Below are 21,406 nucleotides of genomic sequence, written 5' to 3'. Positions count from 1 at the left end.
CCTGAGGCGGCTTGAGGCAGCAGCCTTGGCAAGGGGGATACTTTAATCTATCCGAGGGGGCGGCGACCAATGGCGGCGGGTAAATTTATCGTTGCAGTCGGGCCTGCGGGCAAAGAAATGTCCTACGTATGGCTGGCGATTGCCTGATGTTCCGTGACGGCGTGCTGGCGCCTGCTTGTGCTTTTCGGACAAGCAGAAGGCACGACGATGAAAATGAGCAGCGGCAGCACGCCAAACCTTACGCCGGTCAACCTGCGTTTTGGCGTGTTCTTCGATGGCACTGGTAACAACCAGCACAATGCCACGGCGGTGGGCGATCAGGGTGAAAAGGGCGGCAGCTATGGCAACGCCTTGAGCAACGTGGCCCTGTTGCATGCGTTGTATCCGTCTGATGCGGCCAATGCCGACGGGCCGCAGGCGTTCTTGAAGCGCTATGTGGAAGGCGTGGGCACGCTGGCGGGTGAAGCCGACCATGTCTACGCTTCGGCCACCGGGCATGGGCGCACGGGGGCCGAGGCGCGGGTCGCCGAGGCGTTGCAGGGGATGGCCGAGCAACTGCAGGCATGGCGCCGGACGCATCCGCAGGCAAAGCTGGAGCGGATCGAGTTCGATCTTTTCGGTTTCAGCCGAGGCGCTGCGGCGGTGCGGCATCTGGCCAACCTGTTGCACGAGGGCGCGGGTGGGCTGTTGTCGGTGGCGTGCGAAACCTCGATCAACTTTATCGGCCTGTTCGACACCGTGGCGGCGATCATCGCGCCCTTACAGGGTGACTTCGACCCGGCAGACGGCCGCCACGGTGGCTTGCGCCTGGGCCTGGGTGCGGGTATTGCCCGGCACGTGGTGCAACTGGTGGCTGAGGACGAGCGGCGGCATAACTTCCCGCTGGTGCGCAGTGGCCACGATATCCTGCTGCCGGGCGTGCACTCGAATATTGGTGGTGGTTACCCTGAGAGCCTCCTGGAGCAGGTGCTGCTGTGCAAGCCGCAGTCCCAGCGGGTGCCCGCAGGCATGTGCGTCGAGCAGTGCCGCGTACATGCCAAGGTGAGTGCCTTGCTGGCTTCGGCGTTTGCCGACATGGGCGAACCCAGGCCGCGAGTGATGACCTGGGAGGAGCCGATTGCCGGCGGGCGGCGGGACGAGGCGCAAAAGCAGGTCTATGCGGCGGTGTACCGGGAGCGGCAAGTGGCGGGGCACTTGTCCCGGGTGTACTTGAGCGTGATGCGGGCGTTGGCGGTGCGCGCTGGTGTGCCGTTTGCGCCGTTGGGGGCGCAGGCTGAGCATCGGCTGCCGGAGGAGTTGTTGGGCATCAGCCGCAAATTGCATGCCTTTGCCTTGGGAGAAACTGGGCAGGTGGGGTTGAGCGAGGAAGAACAGCGGCTGTTGCGCGACAAATACGTGCATGCGTCAGCGAACTGGAATGCACTGAAGGGCTTGCGCAACAGTGTGCTGGATGTGCTGTTCGTCAATCGACCGGGAGCAGGCGGGCGAGTGGCGCATGCCAACCCGGTGCAATGAATGATTGTTCGTGGCCCGGCAATGTTGCACCGGGTCCTACTGGGCGCGCGCCAAGTGTTCTGTCGCGCGTCTCCTGGCTGAATACGTCTCCTGTGCCAGGGTCAGCAGCACTGTCAGCAGCATGAACACCACCGATGCGATGAAAATCCCGTTGGGCATGCGCTGATCGAGCATCCAGCCGAACGCCACCGGCCCGATGGCGCCACCGATGTTGAACCCGGTCGACACCAGGCCGAAGGTTTTGCCCTCGGCCCCGGGTGGCGCCGCCGCCTTGACCAGCATGTCCCGTGATGGGGCGATGACCCCGGTGAGCAAGCCAATGGCGCCCAGTACGGCCACCAATGCCCAGCCCTGCAGCAGCCCCAGCGCCACCAGAGCGGTCAGCGCAGCCGCCAGCGCGAAGGCCAGTGCCGCCACCAGGCCATGGCGCCGGGTACGGTCGGCCAAAGCGCCTCCGCACAGCACGCCGGCTGCGCTGCTCAGCAGGAAAGCGGTGAGCGCGGCGTTGGCCCAGGCCAGTGTCAGGCCTTGGCCCTGGACCAGGGCGGCTACGGAGAACTTCTCAATGGCGCTGGTGCTCAGGTTGAGCAGGATGAACAGCACCGTCAGCACGCCGATCATGGGGGTGAGCAAGCGTACGCGGCCTGTTGCTGCGGCCGGGCCTGCGTCTTGTTTGTTGGCAGGCCTGGCGACCCGGTAAACGCCACTGCCTGGTATCGATATCAGCAGCAGCGCGGCTACCCCGAATACCGCGCCCGCCGCCAGGGCTGCCCGCGTGCCGAGCGCCGCGGCGATGCCGAGAAATACGGCTGGGGTAACGGCCGAACCGAGGAAACCGGCAAAGGTATGAATAGAGAACGACCGCCCCAGGCGTGCGGGCTCGATGCCGTTGGCCAGCAGCGCATAGTCGCCCGGGTGATACACACCATTGGCCAGGCCAGCCATGGCCATCGCCACCAGCAATACCGCGTAACCGGGGCTGGCCGCCAGCAGCACAAAGCTGAGGCTGCCCAACAGCAGCCCGGCCTTGAGCATTTTACGTGCACCATAGTGGTCCACAGCGTAACCCAGCGGGGCCTGCACCAGCGCGGAGACGATGTTGAACACTGCCAGGGCTACGCCCAGCTCTACGAAGCCCACGCCCAGCAGGCCGGGCAGCACCGGCAGCAGCGCCGGGATCAGCATGATGTGCACATGGCTGACGAAGTGCACGGCAGCAATTTGGGTCAGCAGCTTGGGGCCAGGGTGGAGCATGTCGATAACCTGTTGAGTAGAGTGCGCCATTGGCGCACTGCAAGGTGGTGGAAAGCCCGCTTAGTGGGAGGTGCCCCTCAAACCGGGCAGGCGGCCGTTCAGTACAACATGGGCCAGCAGACCAATGACCAGGCCCCAGAAAGCCCCGCCAATGCCGAACAGGCTGATGTTGGCCGCCGCCGCCAGGAAGGTGATCAGTGCTGACTCGCGTGAACGGGCATCGGCCATGGCGCTGGCCAGGCTGGCGCCGATGGTGCCCAGCAGGGCCAGGCCCGCCAGGGTGGTGATAAAGGTGCCCGGCAAGGCCATGAAGACACTCGCCAGGGTGACCCCGAACACCCCGACGAGGATGTAGCAGACACCGGCAGCGATACCCGCCACCCAGCGTTTGTCCGGGTTTTCATGGGCTTCCTTGCCAGTACAGATGGCTGCGGTGATGGCGGCGATGTTGAACGCGTGTGAACCGAAGGGCGCCATCAGCAACGAGCCGATGCCCGTGACGGCGACAATCGGGTTGGCGCTGGTCTTGAAACCATCGTTGCGCAGCACCAGCATGCCGGGCATGTACTGGCCGGTGAGGGTGATCAGGAACAACGGCAGGGCCACGCTGAGGGCCGCGTTGAGGGAGAAGGTGGGCGCGGTGAAAACCGGTGAGGCGAATTCCAGACGCAACGTGGTCAGGCCCACTTGCCCCTGCAGCAACAAATACCCCAGGCCCAGCAGCAGTATGGCGACCACGGCGTAACGGGCGGTGAAGCGTTTGAAGGCCACATAGGCTGCAATCAGCAGTCCGGCGAGGGCAGGGTCGACCGACAGGCTGGCAAAGGCACCGATGCCGAACTGCAGCAGGATGCCGGCCAGCAGGCCGGCGGCAATGCCGCCGGGCACGACGCGCACCAGCCGCTCGAAGCACCCGCTCAGCCCCAGCACCACGAAGCCGGCGGCCGACAGCAGGTAGGCACCTATGGCCTCGCTGTAGGGCACGCTGGCCAGGGCGGTGACCAGGAACGCGGCGGCAGGCGTGGACCAGGCTGTGATGACCGGTTCGCGGCTGTACCAGGACAATGCCAGGCCGCTGAGGCCGACGCCGATCGACACCGCCCAGACCCACGATGACGTCAGCTCCGGGCTCAGCCCGGCCACTTTGGCCGCCTGGAACACCAGGATGAACGTGCCGCCGTAGTTGACGATCACCGAAACGAGTCCGGCAATCACCGGGTGAAGGATGTCTGTCAGCCTCAGTGGGGTTGCAGCGCTTTGTGCAGGCGCGTCCATGGTTGCCTCTGGTAATGGTCAGATCAGGTGCAGCCTTGTACTGCGAAGGGGTAATCCGACTGCAGCGTCATTGGCCCTTTCACCGCACAAGGCTGTTCCTGAAGAAAAAGGCTGCCCGACAGCGACAGGCTGCCGGGCAGGTTTGTGCGTCAGTTGGTCAGCGCCACCAGCAGACTTTTCAGGTGGTTGCTGCCTTGCGCATCCAGCGGCTGCAGGGGCAGGCGTGGGGCGCCGACATCCTGGCCGAGCATTTTCAGACCGGCCTTGATGGTGGTCGGCAGGCCGCGGCGGGTGATGTATTCCAGCAGTTCGTACTGGCGATAGAACAACGCACGGGCTTCGGCCAGATCGCCTTGTTGTACGGCGTCCCACAGCGCCAGGTTGAGTGCCGGGATCAGGTTGGGCGCGGCGGTACACCAGCCAGTGGCACCGGCCACCAAGGCTTCCAGGGTCAGCGGGTTGCAACCGTTGTAGAACGCCACCTGCCCATCTGTAGCCGTGAACAGGCGGTGCATGCGCTGGATGTCACCGGTGCTTTCCTTGACCATGGTCACATTGGGCACCTCGCCGAGGATACGCAGGATCAGTTCCACCGACAGGTCGGTGCCGCTGGTACCCGGGTTGTTGTAGAGCATGATCGGAATGTCGATGGCGGCACCGACCGCCTTGTAGTGGGCGACCACCTCGGCTTCGGTGAGCTTCCAGTAGGAGATGGGCAGCACCATCACCGCCGTGGCGCCGCAGGCCTGTGCCAGGCGGGCACGCTGCACGGTGCGGGCGGTGGTCAGGTCGGAGACGCTGACCACGCTGGGTACGCGGTCGGCAATGCGTGCCTGGCTGAAGCGCACCACGGTTTCCCATTCGCTATCGGACAGGTAAGCCCCTTCGCCGGTGCTGCCCAATGGCGCGATGGCGTGCACGCCGTCTGCGATCAGGCTATCGATGGACGTGCCCAGGGCATCCAGGTCGAGTGTGCCGTCTGCCGTGAAGGGAGTGATGGTGTAGCCGATAACGCCGCGAATTACAGATGTAGACATGACCAGGCACCTTTGCCGTTGTTGAGGAAAGAGTACAGCTTCGATCAGCCCAGGCAGTCGCCATGGGCACGCAAGGCGCGGCGCGCGTAGTAGCTGAAGGCGGCGCCGTGACGTTTGGGGGTGGAAATCCAGTCGTGGGCTTCTTTGCCCAGGGCTTCGGGGATGGGGCGGATGTCACCGGCGCCCATGGCCAGCAGTTGCATCTTGGCTGCGCGCTCGAACAGCAGGGCGAGCACGCAGGCTTCCTCGATCGAACGGCCAGCGATCAGCAGGCCGTGATGGGAAAGCAGGATTGCGCGCTTGTCGCCAATCGCCTTCGCGATGATTTCGCCTTCTTCGTTGCCCACCGGCACACCGGGCCATTCCTTGAGGAATGCACAGTCGTCGAACAGTGGGCACAGGTCCATGTGCGAGATGGCCAGCGGAACTTCCAGCATCGACAAGGCGGCGCTGTGCAGCGGGTGGGTGTGAATGATGCAGTTGACGTCGGGGCGGGCGCGGTACAGCCAGCTGTGGAAGCGGTTGGCCGGGTTGGCCATGCCACGGCCTTGCAGCACCGTCAGGTCTTCGTCCACCACCAGCAGGTTGGAGGCGGCGATTTCGTCGAAGCCAAGCCCCAGTTGCTGGGTGTAGTAGGTGCCAGGTTCCTGCGCGCGCGCAGTGATCTGCCCGGCCAGGCCAGAGTCGTGGCCGCCGTCGAACAGGATACGGCAGGTGAGGGCGAGCTTTTGTCGCGCGGTGTAGGTGTTGTCGGCCAGCGCCGTCAGCATCTGTTGCTGGGCGAGTTTGACAAGCTGGTCCTTGGGGGTGTGCATGGTGGTCGTCATGGGCGGTACCTGCAAGGGGAAGAGTGTATGGATGACTGATCGGCGCGAAGGCGACGCCAGGACACGGTGTTGATCATAATGACACAAAGTGTCATATGCAAGCGATGTGTCATCCTTGGCTCAGGTCGTCAAAGCACCCGTGCCAGCGCAATCTGTTATGGCGTGCATACGTAACTGGTATTACTTGCCCCGGCTTCCCGCTGTTTAGCATCGACCTGGTCTTAACCGTCGACGAGAACAACAACGTGAACCTTGGAACCCTATCCAGTCGAAGTGCAAGATACTGGCCTGAACGTCTGGCGGTGATCGACCGCCATACCCGGCTGACCTTCGCTCAGCTCGAACAGCGGGCCAACCAGCTGGCCTCGGCCTTGCTGGCACAGGGCATCGCCATGGGCGAGCATGTGGCCATCCTGGCGCCCAACCGCGCCGAACTGGTGGAAGCAGAAGTGGCGTTCTACAAGGCCGGCCTGGTCAAGGTACCGGTCAATGCGCGTCTGGCACCGGATGAGGTGATTCAGGTGCTCAACGACGCCTGCAGTGTCGCGCTGATCGCCGATGCGCAACTCGCCCAGGCGTTGCTGGCCCGCAGGCACGAGATACCTTCGGTACGCTTGATCGTGACCTTGGGTGAGCGGGGCGGTGACATCACCTATGCCGCACTGCTGGCCCAAGGCAGTAGCCAGCCAATCAGCTGCGACCTGCCTGACGATGCCCTTGCCGTTTTGCATTACACCTCTGGCAGCTCTGGTGTGCTCAAGGCTGCGATGCTCAGCGTGGGCAACCGCAAGGCGCTTATCCGCAAGAGCCTCGCCAGCCCGACCCGTCGCGCCGCCCCGGGCGATGTCATGGCCCACGTTGGCCCTATCACCCATGCCAGCGGCATGCAGCTGATGCCGCTGCTGGCGGTCGGTGCCTGCAACCTGCTGCTGGAGCGCTACGACGACCAGCTGTTGCTCGAGACCATCCAGCGCGAAGGCGTGACCCGGTTGTTCCTGGTGCCTGCAATGATCAATCGCCTGGTCAACTTCCCCGATGTCGAGCGTTACGACCTGAGCAGCTTGCGCCTGGTGATGTACGGTGCCGCGCCGATGGCGCCAGCGCTGGTGAAACGGGCTATCGAGGTATTCGGGCCGATCCTGGCCCAAGGTTACGGTGCTGGCGAGACCTGCTCGCTGGTAACGGTCCTGACCGAACAGGACCATCTGTGCGAGGGCGGTGACTACCGGCGCCTGGCCTCGTGCGGGCGTTGCTACTTCGAAACCGACCTGCGCGTGGTTAATGACCACTTCCAGGACGTCCAGCCGGGAGAGGTGGGCGAAATCGTAGTCAAGGGGCCGGACATCATGCAGGGCTACTGGCGTGCACCCCACCTCACTGCCGAGGTGATGCGCGACGGCTACTACCTGACTGGCGACCTGGCCACGGTGGATGAGCAAGGGTATGTGTTCATCGTCGACCGCAAGAAAGAAATGATCATTTCCGGTGGCTTCAACATTTACCCCAGCGAGGTCGAGCAGGTGCTCTACAGCATGCCGCAGGTGTTCGAGGCGGCGGTGGTGGGGGTGCCTGACGAGCAATGGGGCGAAGCGGTGCGGGCGGTGATCGTGCTCAAGCCGGGCATGGCGTTGCAGGAGCAGGACGTCATTGAACACTGCGCCCAGGCCCTGGCCGGTTTCAAGAAACCACGTGCGGTGGACTTCGTCAGCGAGCTGCCGAAAAACCCCAACGGCAAGGTGGTACGCCGGCTGATCCGTGACGCCTACTGGCAAAACAGCGAACGCCGTATCTGACACGAGGAACGACCATGTATCAGCCAAGCGAAAAGGCCCAGCAGATCATCGAGGCCATCAGTGGCTTCGTTCGCAACGAAATCCTGCCCCTGGAACAGCAAGCCGGTCTCAGCTGGGCAGAGCCGCACCCGCGGGCGGTGCTGCAGCAGGTATGGCAGCGCTCGTGCGAGCAGGGCTTCTACAACATCATGCTGCCCGAGGCGATAGGTGGCGCCGGGTTGAGCGTTTCAGACCTGTGTGCGGTCAAGGAAGCGACGGTGCTCACCGGCTCCATGCTGGCGCCGCATATTCTCGGTGAGCTTTCCGGGCCGCCCCGTATCGGCCATCTGTTCAAGGTGGCGAGCCCGACCCAGATCGAGGCGTTCCTGCAGCCGGTGTGCCGTGCCGAAAAGGCCGTGTGCTTCGCCCTGACTGAAAGCGAGGCCGGCTCTGATGCAACGGCGATCAAGACCTCCGCACGGCGGGAGGGTGAACACTATGTGCTGAACGGCACCAAGCGTTACATTTCAGGTGCGCCCTATGCCGACATCGCCGTGCTGCTTGCGGTGACGGATCCCGGGCGCGGTGCCCAAGGGATTTCGGCGTTCTTCATCGACCTGAGCGCACCGGGGGTAAGGGTTGAGAGCGATTATTCGGTCATGTCCGGCGGTGGTGCGCATGGTGACATCATCCTTGAGGACGTAAGGGTGCCGGCGGCCAACCGCATTGGTGAGCAAGGGCAGGGTTTCAAGCTGGCGATGGGGCGCATCACCCTCAACCGTCTGCTGCATTGCCCCACCTTGCTGGGGCTGGCCGGCCTGGCACTGAACCTCTCGATCGACTATGCCCGCACGCGCAAGCAGTTCGGCCAGCCTATCGCCATGTTCCAGTCGATCAATCACATGATCGCCGACATGGCCACCGAGCTGCATGCTGCACGCAGCATGGTCTACGCCACGGCAGCGGTGAATGACGCCGGCGGCAATATCCGCACCCAGGCCCCGATGTGCAAGCTGTTCGTTTCGGAGACGGCCTTCCGCATCGCCGATCGTGCCGTGCAGATACACGGCGGTGCCGGGCTGCTGCGTGGCAACCCGGTGGAGTGGATATTCCGTGCGACACGTATGATGCGCATCCTCACCGGAACCAGCGAGATCCAGCGCAACACCATCGCCAAGGGCGTGCTCATGCCTGAGCAATGACGCGGTATGCCCGGCCCGTGGCGGCCGGGCTCTCCAGACAAGAACAATAACGAGAGATCATCATGACTCATACTGACACCCCCGCGCGTGCAGGCACGGCCTGGATGATTGCGGTACTGCTGGCGCTGTTGATGCTGGTGAACTTCCTGGACAAGGTGGTCATCGGCCTGGTGGCGGTGCCGATGTCCAGGGAACTGGGCTTGTCCCCTGCCGAGTTCGGCCTGGTAGGGGGCGCACTGCACTGGTTCTTCGCCATCTCGGCGGTGATAGGTGGCTTCATGGCCAATCGCCGGCCAACCCGCACCCTGTTGCTGGGCATGGGCGCGTTCTGGGCGCTTATCCAGTTGCCCATGTTGTTCGTCAGCTCGCTGTGGGCGATCGTCGCCTGCCGGGTGCTGCTGGGTATTGGTGAGGGGCCGGCCTCACCGGTGGCTACACATGCCTTGTACAAGTGGTTCCCCAACGACCGTCGCAACCTTCCCGTCGCGCTGTTGCATACCGGCAGTGCGCTGGGGCTGCTGGTAGCGGGTGCCATGATCCCATGGATCAGTGTGCACTACGGTTGGCGCATGAACTTCATCGTGTTGGCGGTGATCGGCGCGGTGTGGTGTGTGCTGTGGTGGTGGCTGGGCAGCGAGGGCAACCTCGACCGCATTCGCCCGGGCCAGCTTGAAGAAGGGCAGGGCTCTGTTCCCTATCGTCGTCTGCTTGGTGACCGCACGGTACTGGGCAACTACTTGTGCCACTTCGCCGCCAACTGGTCCCTTGCGTTGACCTTGACCTGGGTACCGAGCTACCTGGAAACCGGGCTGGGGATCGACCCGATCATGACCGGCCAGGTGTTCGTTCTGTTCGTGGTGGTTACCACGCCGCTGAGCCTGTTCATGGCTTGGCTGTCGCAGCGAATGATGCGTGCCGGGTTGGCCACACGCTGGTCGCGCGGTGCGTTCGTTTCAGTGTGCCTGATCGCCAGCGGGCTACTGTCGGCGGCCTTGTTTCTGCCCGGTCTGAGCAACGCCGAGCGGATCGTCAGCCTCACTTTCAGCGGCGGGCTGGCGCTGGTGATGTATTCCGTGGGGCCTGCCATGCTGGCGGAGTTCACGCCCAGCGGGCAGCGCGGCGGCATTCTGGCGATCGGCAACGGTATCGCCTCGTTGGCCGGGCTGTCGGCACCGGTGGTCACCGGTTTGCTGGTGCAGGGCGCCGGGGCCGGGCACACGGCAGGGTTTGGCCAGGGTTTTCTGGTGTGCGGCGCGGTGCTGGTGATTGCCGGGCTGATCGGGCTGGCCTGGATGGACCCGCAGAAAACCCGGCAACGTCTGGTGCAGGTGGGCACGGCTGCGCCAGCCCAAGCGTGATGTGCACAGCGCTCAGAGGCTCTGCTCCGCCAGGGCCTCGCGCTCGATCAGGGTGCCTTTCCAGCGCTCGCTGCGCACCGCATCCACCAGCAGTGCGCGCACCAGGTCGCGCATGCAGGCGGCGGCGAACGACAGCGGCTTGTGCTGCGAGTAGGCCAAGGCGATGGTGCGGGTGATGCGTGGTTCCACTATCAGCCGCGCACAGGCAGGCGCGGCCAAATCCAGCAGCGGTGGCCAGTTGCTGATGGTGGCCGCCAGGCCAGCACGGACCAGGCTGGTGATACCGGGGGCCGACTGCTGTTCGTAGCTTGAGTCCAGTGTCACACCGGTCTCCATGGCAGCCTGCTCGATGCGCCTGCGCAAGTGCAGGCTGCGGGGTGGCATTACCAGGCGGCTCGCTGCGGCCTCAGCCAAGGTGATGGGCGACTCGTCAGGGCCGTTCCCAGGTAGGCCGACCCAGTACAGGTCTTCGGAAAACACAGGTTCGGCGACCACATGGGCAAGCTCTTCGGCGTTGGGCACCACGCCGAAATCCACTTTGCCCAGCTCGATCGCCTGGCCACCTTCGCGGCTCAGGCCATCCCATACGGTGAGCTTGATACCAGGGAAGCGTGCCTGGGCCTGGGTAATGATGGCCGGCAACAACAGTGCCGAGGCAGTGGCGGGAATCGAGATGGCCACGTGCCCCTTGGGGTTGCCGCGGCTGGACTTCAGCTCGTCCTTCACCGAATCGAGTTGCTGCACGACCGATCGGGCCACTTCGTACAACTGCCGCCCGGCATCGGTCAATTCGATACCGTCATGCTGGCGCGCCAGCAGTTGCATTTCCAGTTCGCTCTCCAGCAGGCCTATCTGTCGGCTCAAGGCGGGTTGGGCGATGAACGCCTGACGTGCGGCATTGGAAAAACTGCCGGCTTCGACAATGGCAATCAAATAACGCAGCTGTTTCAAAGTCATCGTGATTCTCAGGCTATGCCGAAGTGATATGGCAACCATCGGGAGACGCTATTTGTTCAGCCCCGGTGGCCTACTTAGTATCGGTAAGCAGCAAAACGAGGATAACAGAAACGTTCGAATAATTACCCAAGCCCTTTCCTACAGGCCTTTGCGCGGTATTTCAGCACTAACTCGCAACTCACTCTCGAATAAACACAATAAGAGGTTAAGAGTGATGGCATCTCGTATTTACGGTCGCTCGGGACCGTTGTCGGTACTTGCCTCATCAGTACTTTTTTCTGCGTCTGCCTGTGCCGCTCAGTTTCACTGGGGTGAACTAGAGGGGCAGTTCGACTCGGCGCTTTCCTTTGGTACCAGCATTGCGACTGCCAACCCTGACCCGGCCCTGCACCTCAGCGCCAACAGCGATGACGGCCGCCTGAACTTTGCCTCCGGCGACGTGTTTTCGGCGGTGTTCAAAGGTACCCATGACCTGGAGCTCAAGCACGACAACCTGGGGGTGTTCCTGCGCGGTACCTACTGGTACGACACTGCCCTGCGCGATCACGACCAGCGCTTCAAGCAGGTCGAGGACAACAACCGCAAGCGTTCGGCCAAGACCGCAGGTAGCCAACTGCTCGACGCCTTCGGTTATTACCTGTACGACATCGATGGCCAGCCAGGTTCGGTCAGGCTGGGCAAGCAGGTGGTCAACTGGGGGGAGAGTACCTTCATCCAGGGCGGACTGAACGTCATCAACCCCTTCAACCTGGCGGCCTTGCGCCGCCCCGGCTCGGAAGTGAAGGACGCGCTGGTGCCGGTGAACCTGTTCTACTTCACCCAGAACCTCACCGAAGCGCTGTCGGTCGACGGTTTCTATCAGCTGGATTGGGAACAGACCCAGCTGGACAACTGCGGCACGTTCTTTTCGAACAACGATTTTTTGCCCGATGGGTGTGATGGCCTGGACGTGGGCGCCAAATTACTCGGCAACCCCACAGCCGTGGCCGGGCTTGCGCCGTTTGGTGTAAACCTCACCAGCGAAGGCGTGCGCATACCCCGTGGCAGCGACCAGGATGCCCGCAACAGCGGGCAGTGGGGCGTTTCGCTGCGATGGTACGTGGCGGCGCTGGACACCGAGTTTGGCGCCTACGCGGCGAACTACCACAGCCGCACGCCTTACCTGGGTACGGTCAGCAGCCCGTATTTCGACAACCGCCGTTTTGCCCCGCAGCTGTGCGCCAACCTCGGTATCGGGTCTGCAGGCTGTGCTGCTTTCCTGGGCACCAGTGCAGGCCAGTCGCTGGTCGGCGCGCTACGCCTGGGCAGCTCGCAGTACCGGGTGCAATACCCCGAGGACATTCGCCTGTACGGCCTTTCGTTCTCCACCACCCTGCGCACCGGCACGGCGCTGCAGGGGGAGCTGAGCTACCGACCGAACATGCCCATGCAACTCAACGGCACCGACATCATCCAGTCGTTGTTGAACGTCGATGGCCGCTCGCCATTGCTGGGCGACGGCCTGCGGCCAGACAGCGCCAGTACGCTGTTCGACGGCTACCGCCGCAAGGAGGTGACCCAGTTGCAGGTAACCGCTGTTCACGCTTTCAGCCAGGTGATGGGTGCCAACCAGTTGCTGCTGATAGGCGAGGCGGGCGCCACCTATGTCGGCGGTCTGGAGGGTGCCTATGGCCCCCGTTATGGGCGTTCGGGCACGTTCAACAGTGGCGAACTGGCGGACAACAGTGTGTGCGTGGCCATTTCCAAAACCCCTGAGCATTGCAACGACGAAGGCTTCATGACCCCGTTCTCCTGGGGCTACCGGCTGCGCGCCACCTGGGCCTACCCCAATGTGATTGCCGGTTTCGACCTGCGGCCGAACCTGTCCTGGGCACATGACGTGCACGGCACCGGCCCGGTGGAGGGATCGGCCTTCAGCGAAGGCTCCAGGGCCATCAGCGTGGGGTTGGATGCGACGCTTGCCAGCACCTACAGCCTGAGCGTGTCGTACACCGATTTTATCGACGGCGACTATGGCACTCGCGGCGACCGGGACTTCATCTCGCTTAGCGTGGGCGTCACTTTCTGAGGGCATGACAATGAAAATGCGCATGGTGATGATCGGCCTGTTCTGGGCGAGCGGCGCGCTGGCGGCAGCCGGCCTGCCCGACAACCTGACCCCGGTGGGGGCCGAGCGTGCTGCCAGCCCCGACGGGCGCATCCCCGCCTGGCAAGGTGGGTTGAGTACGGCCCAGCAACGCCTGGGCGACAACGGCACGCCGCTGGACCCGTTTGCCGATGAGCAGCCTCTGTACCGGATCACGGCCGCCAACTACCGGCAGTACCGAAGTCAGCTTACCGACGGCCAGGTGGCCTTGCTCAAACGCTTCCCAGCCAGCCTGAGCTTGCCGGTGTATCCGACCCACCGTAGTGTTGCGGTACCCGACGCAGTCGCGGCATCGGCAGCCCGCAACGCCGAGCAGGCGCAGCTGGATGACCAGGGCAACAGCGTGCGAGGTTTCACGGGTGTCATCGCCTTTCCACGGCCAACCAACGGCCTGGAGGTGATCTGGAACCACCTGACCCGGCATCGCAACATCAGCTACAGCCTGAGCTCCGACAGCGTCACACCGCTGAAGAATGGCCGCTTCGTACTGATGAGTGCGCGTCAGGAAGTGGCCCGGCCCGAAGGTTTGGCCAACCTGGGGGCGGGCAATGTACTTTATTACTTCACCTACCGCATGACGGCGCCCTCGCGGCTTGCCGGCGATGCGATGGTGGTGCATGAGACACTGGACCAGGTCGCCGAACCGCGTTTGTCCTGGGTGTACAGCGCCAGCCAGCGGCGGGTACGACGGGCGCCGAACATCGCCTATGACACCACTGGCCCTGGCACCGCCGGCCTGCGGACCGCCGACAGTCGCGACATGTTCAATGGCGCGCCTGACCGGTATGACTGGAAGCTGCTGGGCAAGCAGACGCTGCACGTGCCCTACAACTGTTACCGCCTGGCATCGCCCGAGCTGCGCTATGCGGACCTGATCAAGCCAGGCCACATCGACCCGGCACCGACCCGCTACGAGCTGCACCGGGTATGGGTCGTGGAGGCGACGTTGAAGCCCGGGGCGCAGCATATCTATGCCAAGCGCCGGTTCTACCTGGATGAAGACACCTGGGCCATTCTCGAAACAGACAGCTACGACGCGCGTGGCGAGCTGTGGCGCACCTCACAGGCCCATGGTTTCTTTCACCCCGGCGGCCAGGTGGCGGTCAACGCCATGGAGATCACCTACGACCTCAAGAGCGGCCGCTACCATGCATCGGGCTTGATCAACGAGCAGCGTCGGCCCTTTGCCTTCAATGTGCGCACCAGCCTTTCGTACTTCTCGCCCGGCGCCCTGCGCAGCTTTGGTGTGCGCTGATGGGCGTGCCTGAACCACGGCCTGACTGGTCGCGGCGGCTGTTGGGCCAGGGTGAAGCGCCTGATCCGCGCTTCACCCTGGCCAACGAACGTACTTTCCTGGCCTGGGTCCGCACCGCGCTGGCGCTGCTGGGTGGCGCGATCGCCATTGAAACCTTCGCCGGCCACGTCCTCGAGACACCCCTGCGGCTGTGGCTGGTCGCTGGCCTGATGCTGCTGAGCGCATTGCTGAGCGCTGGCGCCTGCCTGCGCTGGCTGCGGGTAGAGCGGGCATTGCGTCATCGACGTCCGCTGCCGTTGCCGGCACTGGTGCCCTTGTTGGCGCTGGGCTGTCTGGTCGCGGTACTGCTGGCAGGTCTCGTCCTGTGGCCACGCTGGCATGGGTGATCCGGGCCTGCAGGCAGAACGCACCGAGCTGGCCTGGCGGCGCACTGTGCTGGCGCTGGTGGCGGTGGCGGCGTTGGCCTGTCGTCAAGGCGATGTGTACGTGCTGGCATTGGCGGGCGTGGCCGTGCTGGCGCTGCTATCCCGCCAGCGGCGGCGTTATGAACGAGGCCTGGCGATGTTGCAGGCCGAACGCGGCCAGCCTGCGCCGTGGGCAGTGCTGGCACTGGGTAGCGTGGTGTGGCTGATGGCATTGGCGGGCTTGTGCCGGTTGGCGAAGGGCGGCTGAGCACAGTGCCGGTGCCGCCCGCTGCCGCTCAGGGCGTGACGATATTGAAGCGTGAATCAGCCTCTTCCAGCCCGCCCAGCAATTGCAGGAACTTCACCCGCTCGCCTTTGATGTCGATTGCCCCTGCTGTGGCTTCCTTGAGAAAGCCTGTCTGTTTGAGGGCAATGCGGTCCAGCGTCTGTTTGCGCATGGTGACCTCTACATCGGCCTTGGCGTGGCGCGCCAGGTCGCGGTGGGTAAGGACGCCGTTGCGCAGGGTGAGAGCGTAGTCTTCGTCCAGGTCGGAAAACCGCCAGTTTACGGTCAGGTCGCTATCGGCGGCCTTGTAGGCATTCACCCGAACGCTCAGGTAGTCAAAAAACAGGCTGGGTGTCAGGGCCCGCACCATGTCATCGGTGTTGCCGCCGCTACCCGCACCGGCGGCAACGCCTGAGCGCAATTCCTGCGCGCCACTGAGGTAGGCATTGCGCCAGGTGGCGTTCTCACTCTGGTAACCCAGTTGCTCCAGCGCGTCGGCCTGCAGTTCGCGGGCCTCGGTGTTGTCCGGCTCGGCGAATACCAGGTGGTTGACCAATTGCGCCACCCATCGATAGTCGCCCTTGGCGAAGGCCTGGCGGGCCTGGGTCAGCACCTGATCGGCCCCCCCCATCGCCGCCACGTAACGCTTGCCGGCCGCTTGCGGTGGCAATGGGTCGAGGTTGGCCGGGTTGCCGTCGTAGAACCCCATGTAGCGTTGATAGACGGCCCTGACGTTATGGCTGAGCGAGCCGTAGTAGTCGCGGCTGTACCATTTGCTTGCCAGACGCGGCGGTAGACTGGCCAGGGTCTGGGCAATTTCCATGGGTGTCTGGCCCTGATTGATCAGGCGCAAGGTCTGGCTGTCGATGAAGGCATACATATCGCGCTGGTCGGCCAGGTAGTCGCGGATGGCCGCACCGCCCCAAGTGGGCCAGTGATGCTGGGCGAACACCACCTCGGCCTGCTCGCCGTAGCGCACCAGCGATTGGTCCAGGTAATGGGCCCACACTTTCGGATCGCGCACCAGTGCCCCGCGCAGCGTCAGTACGTTGTGCTGCACATGGGTGGCGTTCTCGGCCATGCACAGTGCCCTGAGCGCCGGGAAATAGATGTTCATTTCCGCCGGCGCCTCGGTGCCCGGGGTCAGCTGGAACTCCACCTCCACGCCGCTCAGGGTCATGCGTTGCAGCGGTTGGCTGATTTCGAGCGTCGGCGCGATGAGGCTGACAGTGGCATTGGCCGGCACGCCCTTGCCCAGTCCGGCATCCACCTGGCCTCGCGGCCCACGGGGCAGGGGCGCGCCGTACATGTACTGGGCGCGGCGTTTCATGGCCGGTCCGGCCAGCACGTTTTCACCGATGGCATGCTCGAAGAACCCCTCGGGCGCGATGACCTGTACTTTGCCAGCCTTGACGTCCGCCTCGTTGATCACCCCGCGCACGCCGCCGAAATGGTCGACGTGCGGGTGGGTGTAGATCACCGTGGTCACCGGCTTGCGCGGGCGGTGCTTGAAGTACAGTTCGAGGCCCGCCTTGGCCGTCTCCACGGCAAGCAGCGGGTCGAGCACAATCAGCCCGTCCGGCCCCTCGACGATGGTCATGTTGGCCAGGTCCAGACCGCGAAGCTGGTAGATGCCCTCGGTGACCTTGAACAGCCCGGCGATGTTGTTCAACTGAGCGACGCGCCACAAGCTCGGGTTTACCGTGGCAGGGGATTGCGCCGGTTCCAGAAAAGCATACTGGGCCAGGTTCCACACGGTCTTGCCATCGGCTGTCGCGACTGGCCCGTCGAACCGCTCGACCAGCCCACGCCTGGCTGTTTCGTAATCGACGCGATCCTCGAAGGATAACCGTTTCAGCCACTGCTGGTTGCTGGCCAGGGTGGCCGCGGTGGCATCCTTGGCCGCTGTTGCGGCCAGGCTCGGAAGGGGGGCCAGCAGGGCAAGCGCCAGCATCGACAGTGAAAAGCGCATGGGATTTCCTTGTTGTTCTTGAGGCAGAACACTCTAGGGGAGGGGCTTGCGCACCAGCCAATACCAGAGCGGCATGGCCGCTATCGCGTTTCCTGATGGCTTCAGGCGGGGGGGAGCGTGAGGATCTGTTCGACCAGCCAGGCCAGGGCGGGGTCGTGCTGACGGTGGCTCAGGTGTACCAGTTCAAGTTCGAAAGGCTCCAGGGCAAAAGGCAGTTCGTGCACCGCCAAAGGCAGCAGATGCGCGAACTGCTGGGCCAGTTGCCGCGGCAGCACCACGCACATTTCGGTGGCTGCGGCCAGATGCGCGGCCTGCAGGTAGTTGGGCGTGGTATAGGCGATTTGCCGGGTCAGGCCTTGCTCGGCCAGCCACTGGTCGACCATGCCTCGGGTCTGGCCGCCGTGCACCCAGATGTGCCGCAAGCCCAGGAACGCATCGAGGTCCAGTGCCTGGCCCGGCGCCAGGTGCGGGTGCTGCTGGCGCAGCGCGATCTGCAGGGTTTCACGGCGCCAGGGGTGGCGGGTGAAGCGCGCTGGCACCTCGTCGAAGCGGCCCAGTACCAGGTCGAGGTCGCCCCGGTCCAGCGCCTCGGCCGGCAGGTTGGGGGCCAGGTGCACCACGTCGATGCGCAAGTTGGGTGCCAGTAGTTGCAACCGCGCCAGGAGCGGCGGCATGCAAAGCTGTTCGACGAAATCGGTGAGGGCGATGCGCAGTTGGCGATGGCTGCGCTGTGGCTCGAAGCCATCGCCGGTGCCCAGTGTCTGCTCGATCTGCTGTAACGCAGCACGTATCGGCCCCTCCAGTGCCAAGGCGCGTGGCGTCGGGCGCATGCGCCGGCCCACGCGGACCAGCAGCGGGTCACCCAGCTGGTCACGCAGGCGCGCCAGGGCATTGCTCACGGTCGGCTGGGTCAGGGCCAGACGCTCGGCGGCGCGGGATACGTTCTGTTCACGCAGCAACATATCGAAGACGCGCAGCAGGTTCAGGTCGAAGTTCGAAATATTCATGCCGAAAATATATGGCATACGAAATGGAAATTTCAAAAATACCTTCGGCCTGCTTAGGGTGATCACAGTCCTCATACCTACAAGAAAGCAGGAGCGTTGCGCGTGAATACTCCCTTCCCGATCAATCAGGTGGCTGTGATAGGTGCAGGCACCATGGGCCGCGGCATCGTCATCAGCCTGGCCAACGCCGGGCTGTCGGTGCTGTGGCTGGACTGCAACGCGGCAGCGCTCGAAGCAGGGCTGGGCATGGTCAGCCAAGCCTGGGCCCAGCAGGTGGACAAGCAGCGCATCACCCAGGCCCAGGCCGAAGCCTGCCTGGCGCGTGTGCAGGTCGTGGACGGCTATCCGGCGTTGGCGGAGGCCGACCTGGTGATTGAAGCGGTGTATGAAAACCTGGCGCTCAAGCAGGAAATCTTCCGTGCACTGGATGCACACCTCAAGCCACGTGCGATCCTGGCCAGCAACACCTCGGCACTGGACATCGACGCGATTGCCGCCGTCACCCAGCGACCGTCCCAGGTCCTTGGGCTGCATTTCTTCAGCCCCGCGCATGTCATGAAGCTGCTCGAAATCGTGCGTGGGGCGCACACTGATCAGAAGGTACTCGAGGCCGCCAAAGCGCTGGGCGAGCGCATGGGCAAGGTGGCGATAGTGGCAGGCAACTGTCCAGGGTTCATTGGCAATCGCATGTTGCGCAGCTATGTGGGCGAAGCACGCAAGTTGCTGCTTGAAGGGGCTTTGCCACACCAGGTGGATGCGGTACTGCAGCAGTTTGGCTTCGCCATGGGGCCCTTCCGCATGTACGACGTGGTGGGCATCGACCTGGAGTGGCGCGCCCGGCAGCTGGCCGGGCAAGGCATGCACGACCCGCTGGTGCAGGTCGATAACGCGCTGTGCGAACTCGGCCGCCTCGGGCAGAAAACCGCGCAAGGCTATTACCGCTATGCACCCGGCAGCCGACAGGCCGAGCATGACCCGCAGGTCGACGCTCTGGTGCTGCAGGTGTCCCAGAAGCTTGGCTATCGACGCCGGGGTATCAGTGCCGAGGAAATCCTCGAGCGCTGCCTGCTGGCACTGGTCAACGAAGGGGCGAAGGTTCTCCAGGAAGGTATCGCCGCCAGCAGCGCCGACATCGACCGGGTCTGGCTTCACGGCTATGGCTTTCCGGCTGCCACTGGCGGGCCCATGCGCTGGGCCGACGAGCAGGGGGCGCCGTTTATCCTGGCACGGCTGGAATACCTGCAGGGCGTGCTTGGCGAGCATTGGCGCCCGGCAGGGTTGTTCTATTCGCTGGTGGCCGGTGGCAAGCGTTTCGAACCGCGTGGGGAGGTTCGGGCATGAACTACCAGGCGCCCCTTCGCGACATGCGTTTCGTGCTGCATGAACTGTTCGATCTGGCCGGACATTGCCAGCAGCTAGGTATCGAACTGGACCGCGACACCCTCGACGGTATCCTTGAGGAGGCCGCACGTTTCACAGGCCAAATCATCGCACCGCTCAATCGCAACAGTGACGAACAGGGCTGCCAGTGGGTTGGCGGCGAGGTCACCACCCCGGACGGCATGCGGGAGGCCTATCGGCAATACGTCGAACATGGCTGGGCCAGTATGACCGGGCCGCAGGCCTATGGTGGACAGGGGCTGCCGCAAATGGCAGCGGCCAGCTTCCATGAAATGCTGATGGCAGCGTCGTTGTCGTTCCGCATCTACTCCGGCCTGACCGAGGGCGCGGTCCTGGCGTTGCATCGCCATGGCAGCGAGGCACTCAAGCAGGCCTACCTGAGCCGGATGGTCAGTGGCGAGTGGGCCGGTACCATGTGCCTGACCGAGCCGCAGGCCGGCACCGACCTGGCTTTGCTGCGTACCCGCGCCCAGCCGGAAGCGGACGGCAGCTACCGCATTACCGGCAGCAAGATATTCATCAGCGGTGGCGAGCAGGACCTGACCGACAACATCGTTCATCTGGTACTCGCGCGCCTGCCTGATGCGCCGGCCGGTGTCAGGGGCATCAGCCTGTTCCTGGTGCCCAAGCTGCTGCCCGGTGGCGAGCGCAATGCGCTGTGCTGCGGGGCGCTGGAGCACAAGATGGGCATCAAGGGTGCTTCGACCTGCGTGATGAATTTCGACGGTGCCCAAGGCTGGCTGGTGGGGGAGGCCAACCAAGGCCTGGCCTGCATGTTCACCATGATGAACGATGCCCGCTTCCAGGTCGGCCTGCAGGGGCTTGGTATTGCCGAGGCTGCTTTTCAGGGGGGGCTGGCCTATGCCCGGGAGCGTCTGCAGTCGCGCTCGCTTGCCGGGCCGGTGGCAGCGGAAAAGCCTGCCGATCCGATTATCGTCCATCCAGACGTGCGGCGCATGCTGTTGACCCAGAAGACCCTTACCGAGGGTTGTCGCATGCTGGGCATCTACACCGCTCGGCAACTGGACCTGGAGCACGCTGCGAAAAGTGCACCGGCGCGCCAGGCGGCAGCCCGGCGGGCGGCGTTGCTGATCCCTATCGTCAAGGCGTTCTTCACCGACGTCGGTCAGGAGGTCGCCAGCCTTGGGGTGCAGTTGTATGGCGGCCACGGCTACATCCGCGAGTGGGGCATGGAGCAGTTGATGCGCGATAGCCGCATCACCCAGCTTTATGAAGGCACCAACGGCATACAGGCCCTTGACCTGATACGCCGCAAGCTACTGGGGGACGGCGGGGTCGAGCTCAATCTGCTGATCGACGAAATGGTGCTGCACGTCGGGGCTGCCAATGCGCTCGGCGGCCTGCAGGCCATGGCGACGTCCGTGGGGCAACGTTTGGAGGAGTGGCGCGCCTTGTCTGCCCATGTGGTCGAGGCCTGTCAACGCGACCCCCAGGAGTCAGGGGCAGTGTCGGTTGATTTTCTTGCCTACTCGGCCTACGTGCTGTTGGCGGCGATGTGGTTGCAAGCGGCTGTGCATGCTCAAGCAACGCTTGCCGCCGGCAGCACGGAAACAGCCTTCTACAGGGCCAAGCTTCACGCTGCGACGTTCTACTGGCGGCGGCTGCTGCCCCGCGCCACCGCTCATCGCGAGGCCCTGCTGGGCGGCGCGGATTGTCTGATGGCGCTACCAGAGAGCGATTTCGCGTTCTAGCGCACGGCAAACCACATTGACAAGGA

Annotated in this window: 17 protein-coding genes; 10 read left to right on the top strand and 7 right to left on the bottom strand. The window is 64.0% G+C overall.

Annotation, left to right across the window (positions count from 1 at the left end):
• Positions 1 to 207 precede the first annotated feature (207 nt).
• Positions 208 to 1,515 (top strand): T6SS phospholipase effector Tle1-like catalytic domain-containing protein, encoded by a 1,308-nt coding sequence (locus tag ACE4QZ_RS18595; RefSeq protein WP_021784054.1) that lies wholly within the window; start codon positions 208 to 210, stop codon positions 1,513 to 1,515.
• 36 nt (positions 1,516 to 1,551) lie between these two features.
• Here the strand turns inward: ACE4QZ_RS18595 and ACE4QZ_RS18590 are convergent, their stop codons facing one another.
• The 4 genes from ACE4QZ_RS18590 to ACE4QZ_RS18575 all read right to left on the bottom strand — a co-directional run bounded on the left by ACE4QZ_RS18590 (position 1,552) and on the right by ACE4QZ_RS18575 (position 5,908).
• Positions 1,552 to 2,769: an MFS transporter gene (locus ACE4QZ_RS18590; protein ID WP_021784053.1), complete on the bottom strand. Its 1,218-nt coding sequence runs from the start codon at positions 2,767 to 2,769 to the stop codon at positions 1,552 to 1,554.
• Between the two features lie 60 nt (positions 2,770 to 2,829).
• A complete protein-coding gene (locus ACE4QZ_RS18585) occupies positions 2,830 to 4,044 on the bottom strand; it encodes a benzoate/H(+) symporter BenE family transporter (RefSeq protein WP_274118705.1) in 1,215 nt (404 codons plus the stop codon).
• 149 nt (positions 4,045 to 4,193) lie between these two features.
• On the bottom strand, positions 4,194 to 5,081 hold the full coding sequence (locus ACE4QZ_RS18580) for a dihydrodipicolinate synthase family protein (RefSeq protein ID WP_410480111.1): 888 nt from the start codon (positions 5,079 to 5,081) through the stop codon (positions 4,194 to 4,196).
• Positions 5,082 to 5,125: 44 nt separating this feature from the next.
• Positions 5,126 to 5,908 carry an aldolase gene (locus ACE4QZ_RS18575; RefSeq protein ID WP_021784050.1) on the bottom strand — a complete coding sequence of 261 codons (783 nt, stop codon included), beginning with the start codon at positions 5,906 to 5,908 and terminating at the stop codon, positions 5,126 to 5,128.
• A 245-nt stretch (positions 5,909 to 6,153) separates the two neighbouring features.
• On the opposite strand from ACE4QZ_RS18575, the gene ACE4QZ_RS18570 reads away from it, so the two are divergent.
• The 3 genes from ACE4QZ_RS18570 (at position 6,154) to ACE4QZ_RS18560 (ending at position 10,240) form a co-directional block, all read left to right on the top strand.
• A complete protein-coding gene (locus ACE4QZ_RS18570; RefSeq protein ID WP_103462813.1) occupies positions 6,154 to 7,701 on the top strand; it encodes an AMP-binding protein in 1,548 nt (515 codons plus the stop codon).
• 14 nt (positions 7,702 to 7,715) lie between these two features.
• The gene (locus ACE4QZ_RS18565; RefSeq protein WP_021784048.1) at positions 7,716 to 8,882 is read left to right on the top strand and encodes an acyl-CoA dehydrogenase family protein; all 1,167 of its coding nucleotides are present in this window, start codon (positions 7,716 to 7,718) and stop codon (positions 8,880 to 8,882) included.
• A 104-nt stretch (positions 8,883 to 8,986) separates the two neighbouring features.
• The gene (locus ACE4QZ_RS18560) at positions 8,987 to 10,240 is read left to right on the top strand and encodes an MFS transporter (RefSeq protein WP_274118716.1); all 1,254 of its coding nucleotides are present in this window, start codon (positions 8,987 to 8,989) and stop codon (positions 10,238 to 10,240) included.
• 12 nt (positions 10,241 to 10,252) lie between these two features.
• On the opposite strand, the gene ACE4QZ_RS18555 is transcribed toward ACE4QZ_RS18560, so the two are convergent.
• Positions 10,253 to 11,197, bottom strand: coding sequence for a LysR family transcriptional regulator (locus ACE4QZ_RS18555; RefSeq protein WP_021784046.1), 945 nt, complete (start codon positions 11,195 to 11,197; stop codon positions 10,253 to 10,255).
• A 214-nt stretch (positions 11,198 to 11,411) separates the two neighbouring features.
• Between ACE4QZ_RS18555 and ACE4QZ_RS18550 the strand changes: the two genes are divergently transcribed.
• The 4 genes from ACE4QZ_RS18550 to ACE4QZ_RS18535 are packed head-to-tail and all read left to right on the top strand — an operon-like array spanning position 11,412 to position 15,270.
• Positions 11,412 to 13,265, top strand: a complete 1,854-nt coding sequence (locus tag ACE4QZ_RS18550; RefSeq protein WP_021784045.1) for a DUF1302 domain-containing protein — start codon at positions 11,412 to 11,414, stop codon at positions 13,263 to 13,265.
• 22 nt (positions 13,266 to 13,287) lie between these two features.
• Positions 13,288 to 14,598, top strand: a complete 1,311-nt coding sequence (locus ACE4QZ_RS18545) for a DUF1329 domain-containing protein (protein WP_021784044.1) — start codon at positions 13,288 to 13,290, stop codon at positions 14,596 to 14,598.
• Entirely contained in the window at positions 14,598 to 14,984 is a 387-nt protein-coding gene (locus tag ACE4QZ_RS18540; RefSeq protein ID WP_021784043.1) for a YidH family protein, read from the top strand. The genes ACE4QZ_RS18545 and ACE4QZ_RS18540 overlap by 1 nt, the downstream gene beginning before the upstream one ends.
• Positions 14,977 to 15,270: a DUF202 domain-containing protein gene (locus tag ACE4QZ_RS18535; RefSeq protein WP_021784042.1), complete on the top strand. Its 294-nt coding sequence runs from the start codon at positions 14,977 to 14,979 to the stop codon at positions 15,268 to 15,270. The genes ACE4QZ_RS18540 and ACE4QZ_RS18535 overlap by 8 nt, the downstream gene beginning before the upstream one ends.
• A gap of 28 nt (positions 15,271 to 15,298) precedes the next feature.
• Here the strand turns inward: ACE4QZ_RS18535 and ACE4QZ_RS18530 are convergent, their stop codons facing one another.
• Positions 15,299 to 17,260: an alkyl/aryl-sulfatase gene (locus tag ACE4QZ_RS18530; RefSeq protein WP_135192614.1), complete on the bottom strand. Its 1,962-nt coding sequence runs from the start codon at positions 17,258 to 17,260 to the stop codon at positions 15,299 to 15,301.
• 101 nt (positions 17,261 to 17,361) lie between these two features.
• Positions 17,362 to 18,285, bottom strand: a complete 924-nt coding sequence (locus ACE4QZ_RS18525; RefSeq protein WP_103443919.1) for a LysR family transcriptional regulator — start codon at positions 18,283 to 18,285, stop codon at positions 17,362 to 17,364.
• 84 nt (positions 18,286 to 18,369) lie between these two features.
• Between ACE4QZ_RS18525 and ACE4QZ_RS18520 the strand changes: the two genes are divergently transcribed.
• Together ACE4QZ_RS18520 and ACE4QZ_RS18515 are read left to right on the top strand one after the other, a co-directional pair.
• A complete protein-coding gene (locus tag ACE4QZ_RS18520; RefSeq protein WP_021784039.1) occupies positions 18,370 to 19,608 on the top strand; it encodes a 3-hydroxyacyl-CoA dehydrogenase in 1,239 nt (412 codons plus the stop codon).
• Positions 19,605 to 21,380, top strand: a complete 1,776-nt coding sequence (locus ACE4QZ_RS18515; RefSeq protein WP_410480110.1) for an acyl-CoA dehydrogenase C-terminal domain-containing protein — start codon at positions 19,605 to 19,607, stop codon at positions 21,378 to 21,380. The genes ACE4QZ_RS18520 and ACE4QZ_RS18515 overlap by 4 nt, the downstream gene beginning before the upstream one ends.
• The last annotated feature ends 26 nt before the right edge of the window (positions 21,381 to 21,406 follow it).

This window comes from Pseudomonas sp. DCA-1, assembly GCF_046523955.1.
GTDB classification, from domain to species: Bacteria; Pseudomonadota; Gammaproteobacteria; order Pseudomonadales; family Pseudomonadaceae; genus Aquipseudomonas; species Aquipseudomonas putida_Y.
Note: the sequence above shows the minus strand (reverse complement) of the source record. Positions and strands in the feature narration are given on the sequence as shown.

What these genes read in the sequence shown, in the direction of transcription:
- ACE4QZ_RS18595 (WP_021784054.1), top strand. Translation starts at nt 208, where the DNA reads ATGAAAATGAGCAGCGGCAGCACGCCAAACCTTACGCCGGTCAACCTG.
- ACE4QZ_RS18590 (WP_021784053.1), bottom strand. Translation starts at nt 2,769, where the DNA reads ATGCTCCACCCTGGCCCCAAGCTGCTGACCCAAATTGCTGCCGTGCAC.
- ACE4QZ_RS18585 (WP_274118705.1), bottom strand. Translation starts at nt 4,044, where the DNA reads ATGGACGCGCCTGCACAAAGCGCTGCAACCCCACTGAGGCTGACAGAC.
- ACE4QZ_RS18580 (WP_410480111.1), bottom strand. Translation starts at nt 5,081, where the DNA reads ATGTCTACATCTGTAATTCGCGGCGTTATCGGCTACACCATCACTCCC.
- ACE4QZ_RS18575 (WP_021784050.1), bottom strand. Translation starts at nt 5,908, where the DNA reads ATGACGACCACCATGCACACCCCCAAGGACCAGCTTGTCAAACTCGCC.
- ACE4QZ_RS18565 (WP_021784048.1), top strand. Translation starts at nt 7,716, where the DNA reads ATGTATCAGCCAAGCGAAAAGGCCCAGCAGATCATCGAGGCCATCAGT.
- ACE4QZ_RS18560 (WP_274118716.1), top strand. Translation starts at nt 8,987, where the DNA reads ATGATTGCGGTACTGCTGGCGCTGTTGATGCTGGTGAACTTCCTGGAC.
- ACE4QZ_RS18555 (WP_021784046.1), bottom strand. Translation starts at nt 11,197, where the DNA reads ATGACTTTGAAACAGCTGCGTTATTTGATTGCCATTGTCGAAGCCGGC.
- ACE4QZ_RS18550 (WP_021784045.1), top strand. Translation starts at nt 11,412, where the DNA reads ATGGCATCTCGTATTTACGGTCGCTCGGGACCGTTGTCGGTACTTGCC.
- ACE4QZ_RS18545 (WP_021784044.1), top strand. Translation starts at nt 13,288, where the DNA reads ATGGTGATGATCGGCCTGTTCTGGGCGAGCGGCGCGCTGGCGGCAGCC.
- ACE4QZ_RS18540 (WP_021784043.1), top strand. Translation starts at nt 14,598, where the DNA reads ATGGGCGTGCCTGAACCACGGCCTGACTGGTCGCGGCGGCTGTTGGGC.
- ACE4QZ_RS18535 (WP_021784042.1), top strand. Translation starts at nt 14,977, where the DNA reads ATGGGTGATCCGGGCCTGCAGGCAGAACGCACCGAGCTGGCCTGGCGG.
- ACE4QZ_RS18530 (WP_135192614.1), bottom strand. Translation starts at nt 17,260, where the DNA reads ATGCGCTTTTCACTGTCGATGCTGGCGCTTGCCCTGCTGGCCCCCCTT.
- ACE4QZ_RS18525 (WP_103443919.1), bottom strand. Translation starts at nt 18,285, where the DNA reads ATGCCATATATTTTCGGCATGAATATTTCGAACTTCGACCTGAACCTG.
- ACE4QZ_RS18515 (WP_410480110.1), top strand. Translation starts at nt 19,605, where the DNA reads ATGAACTACCAGGCGCCCCTTCGCGACATGCGTTTCGTGCTGCATGAA.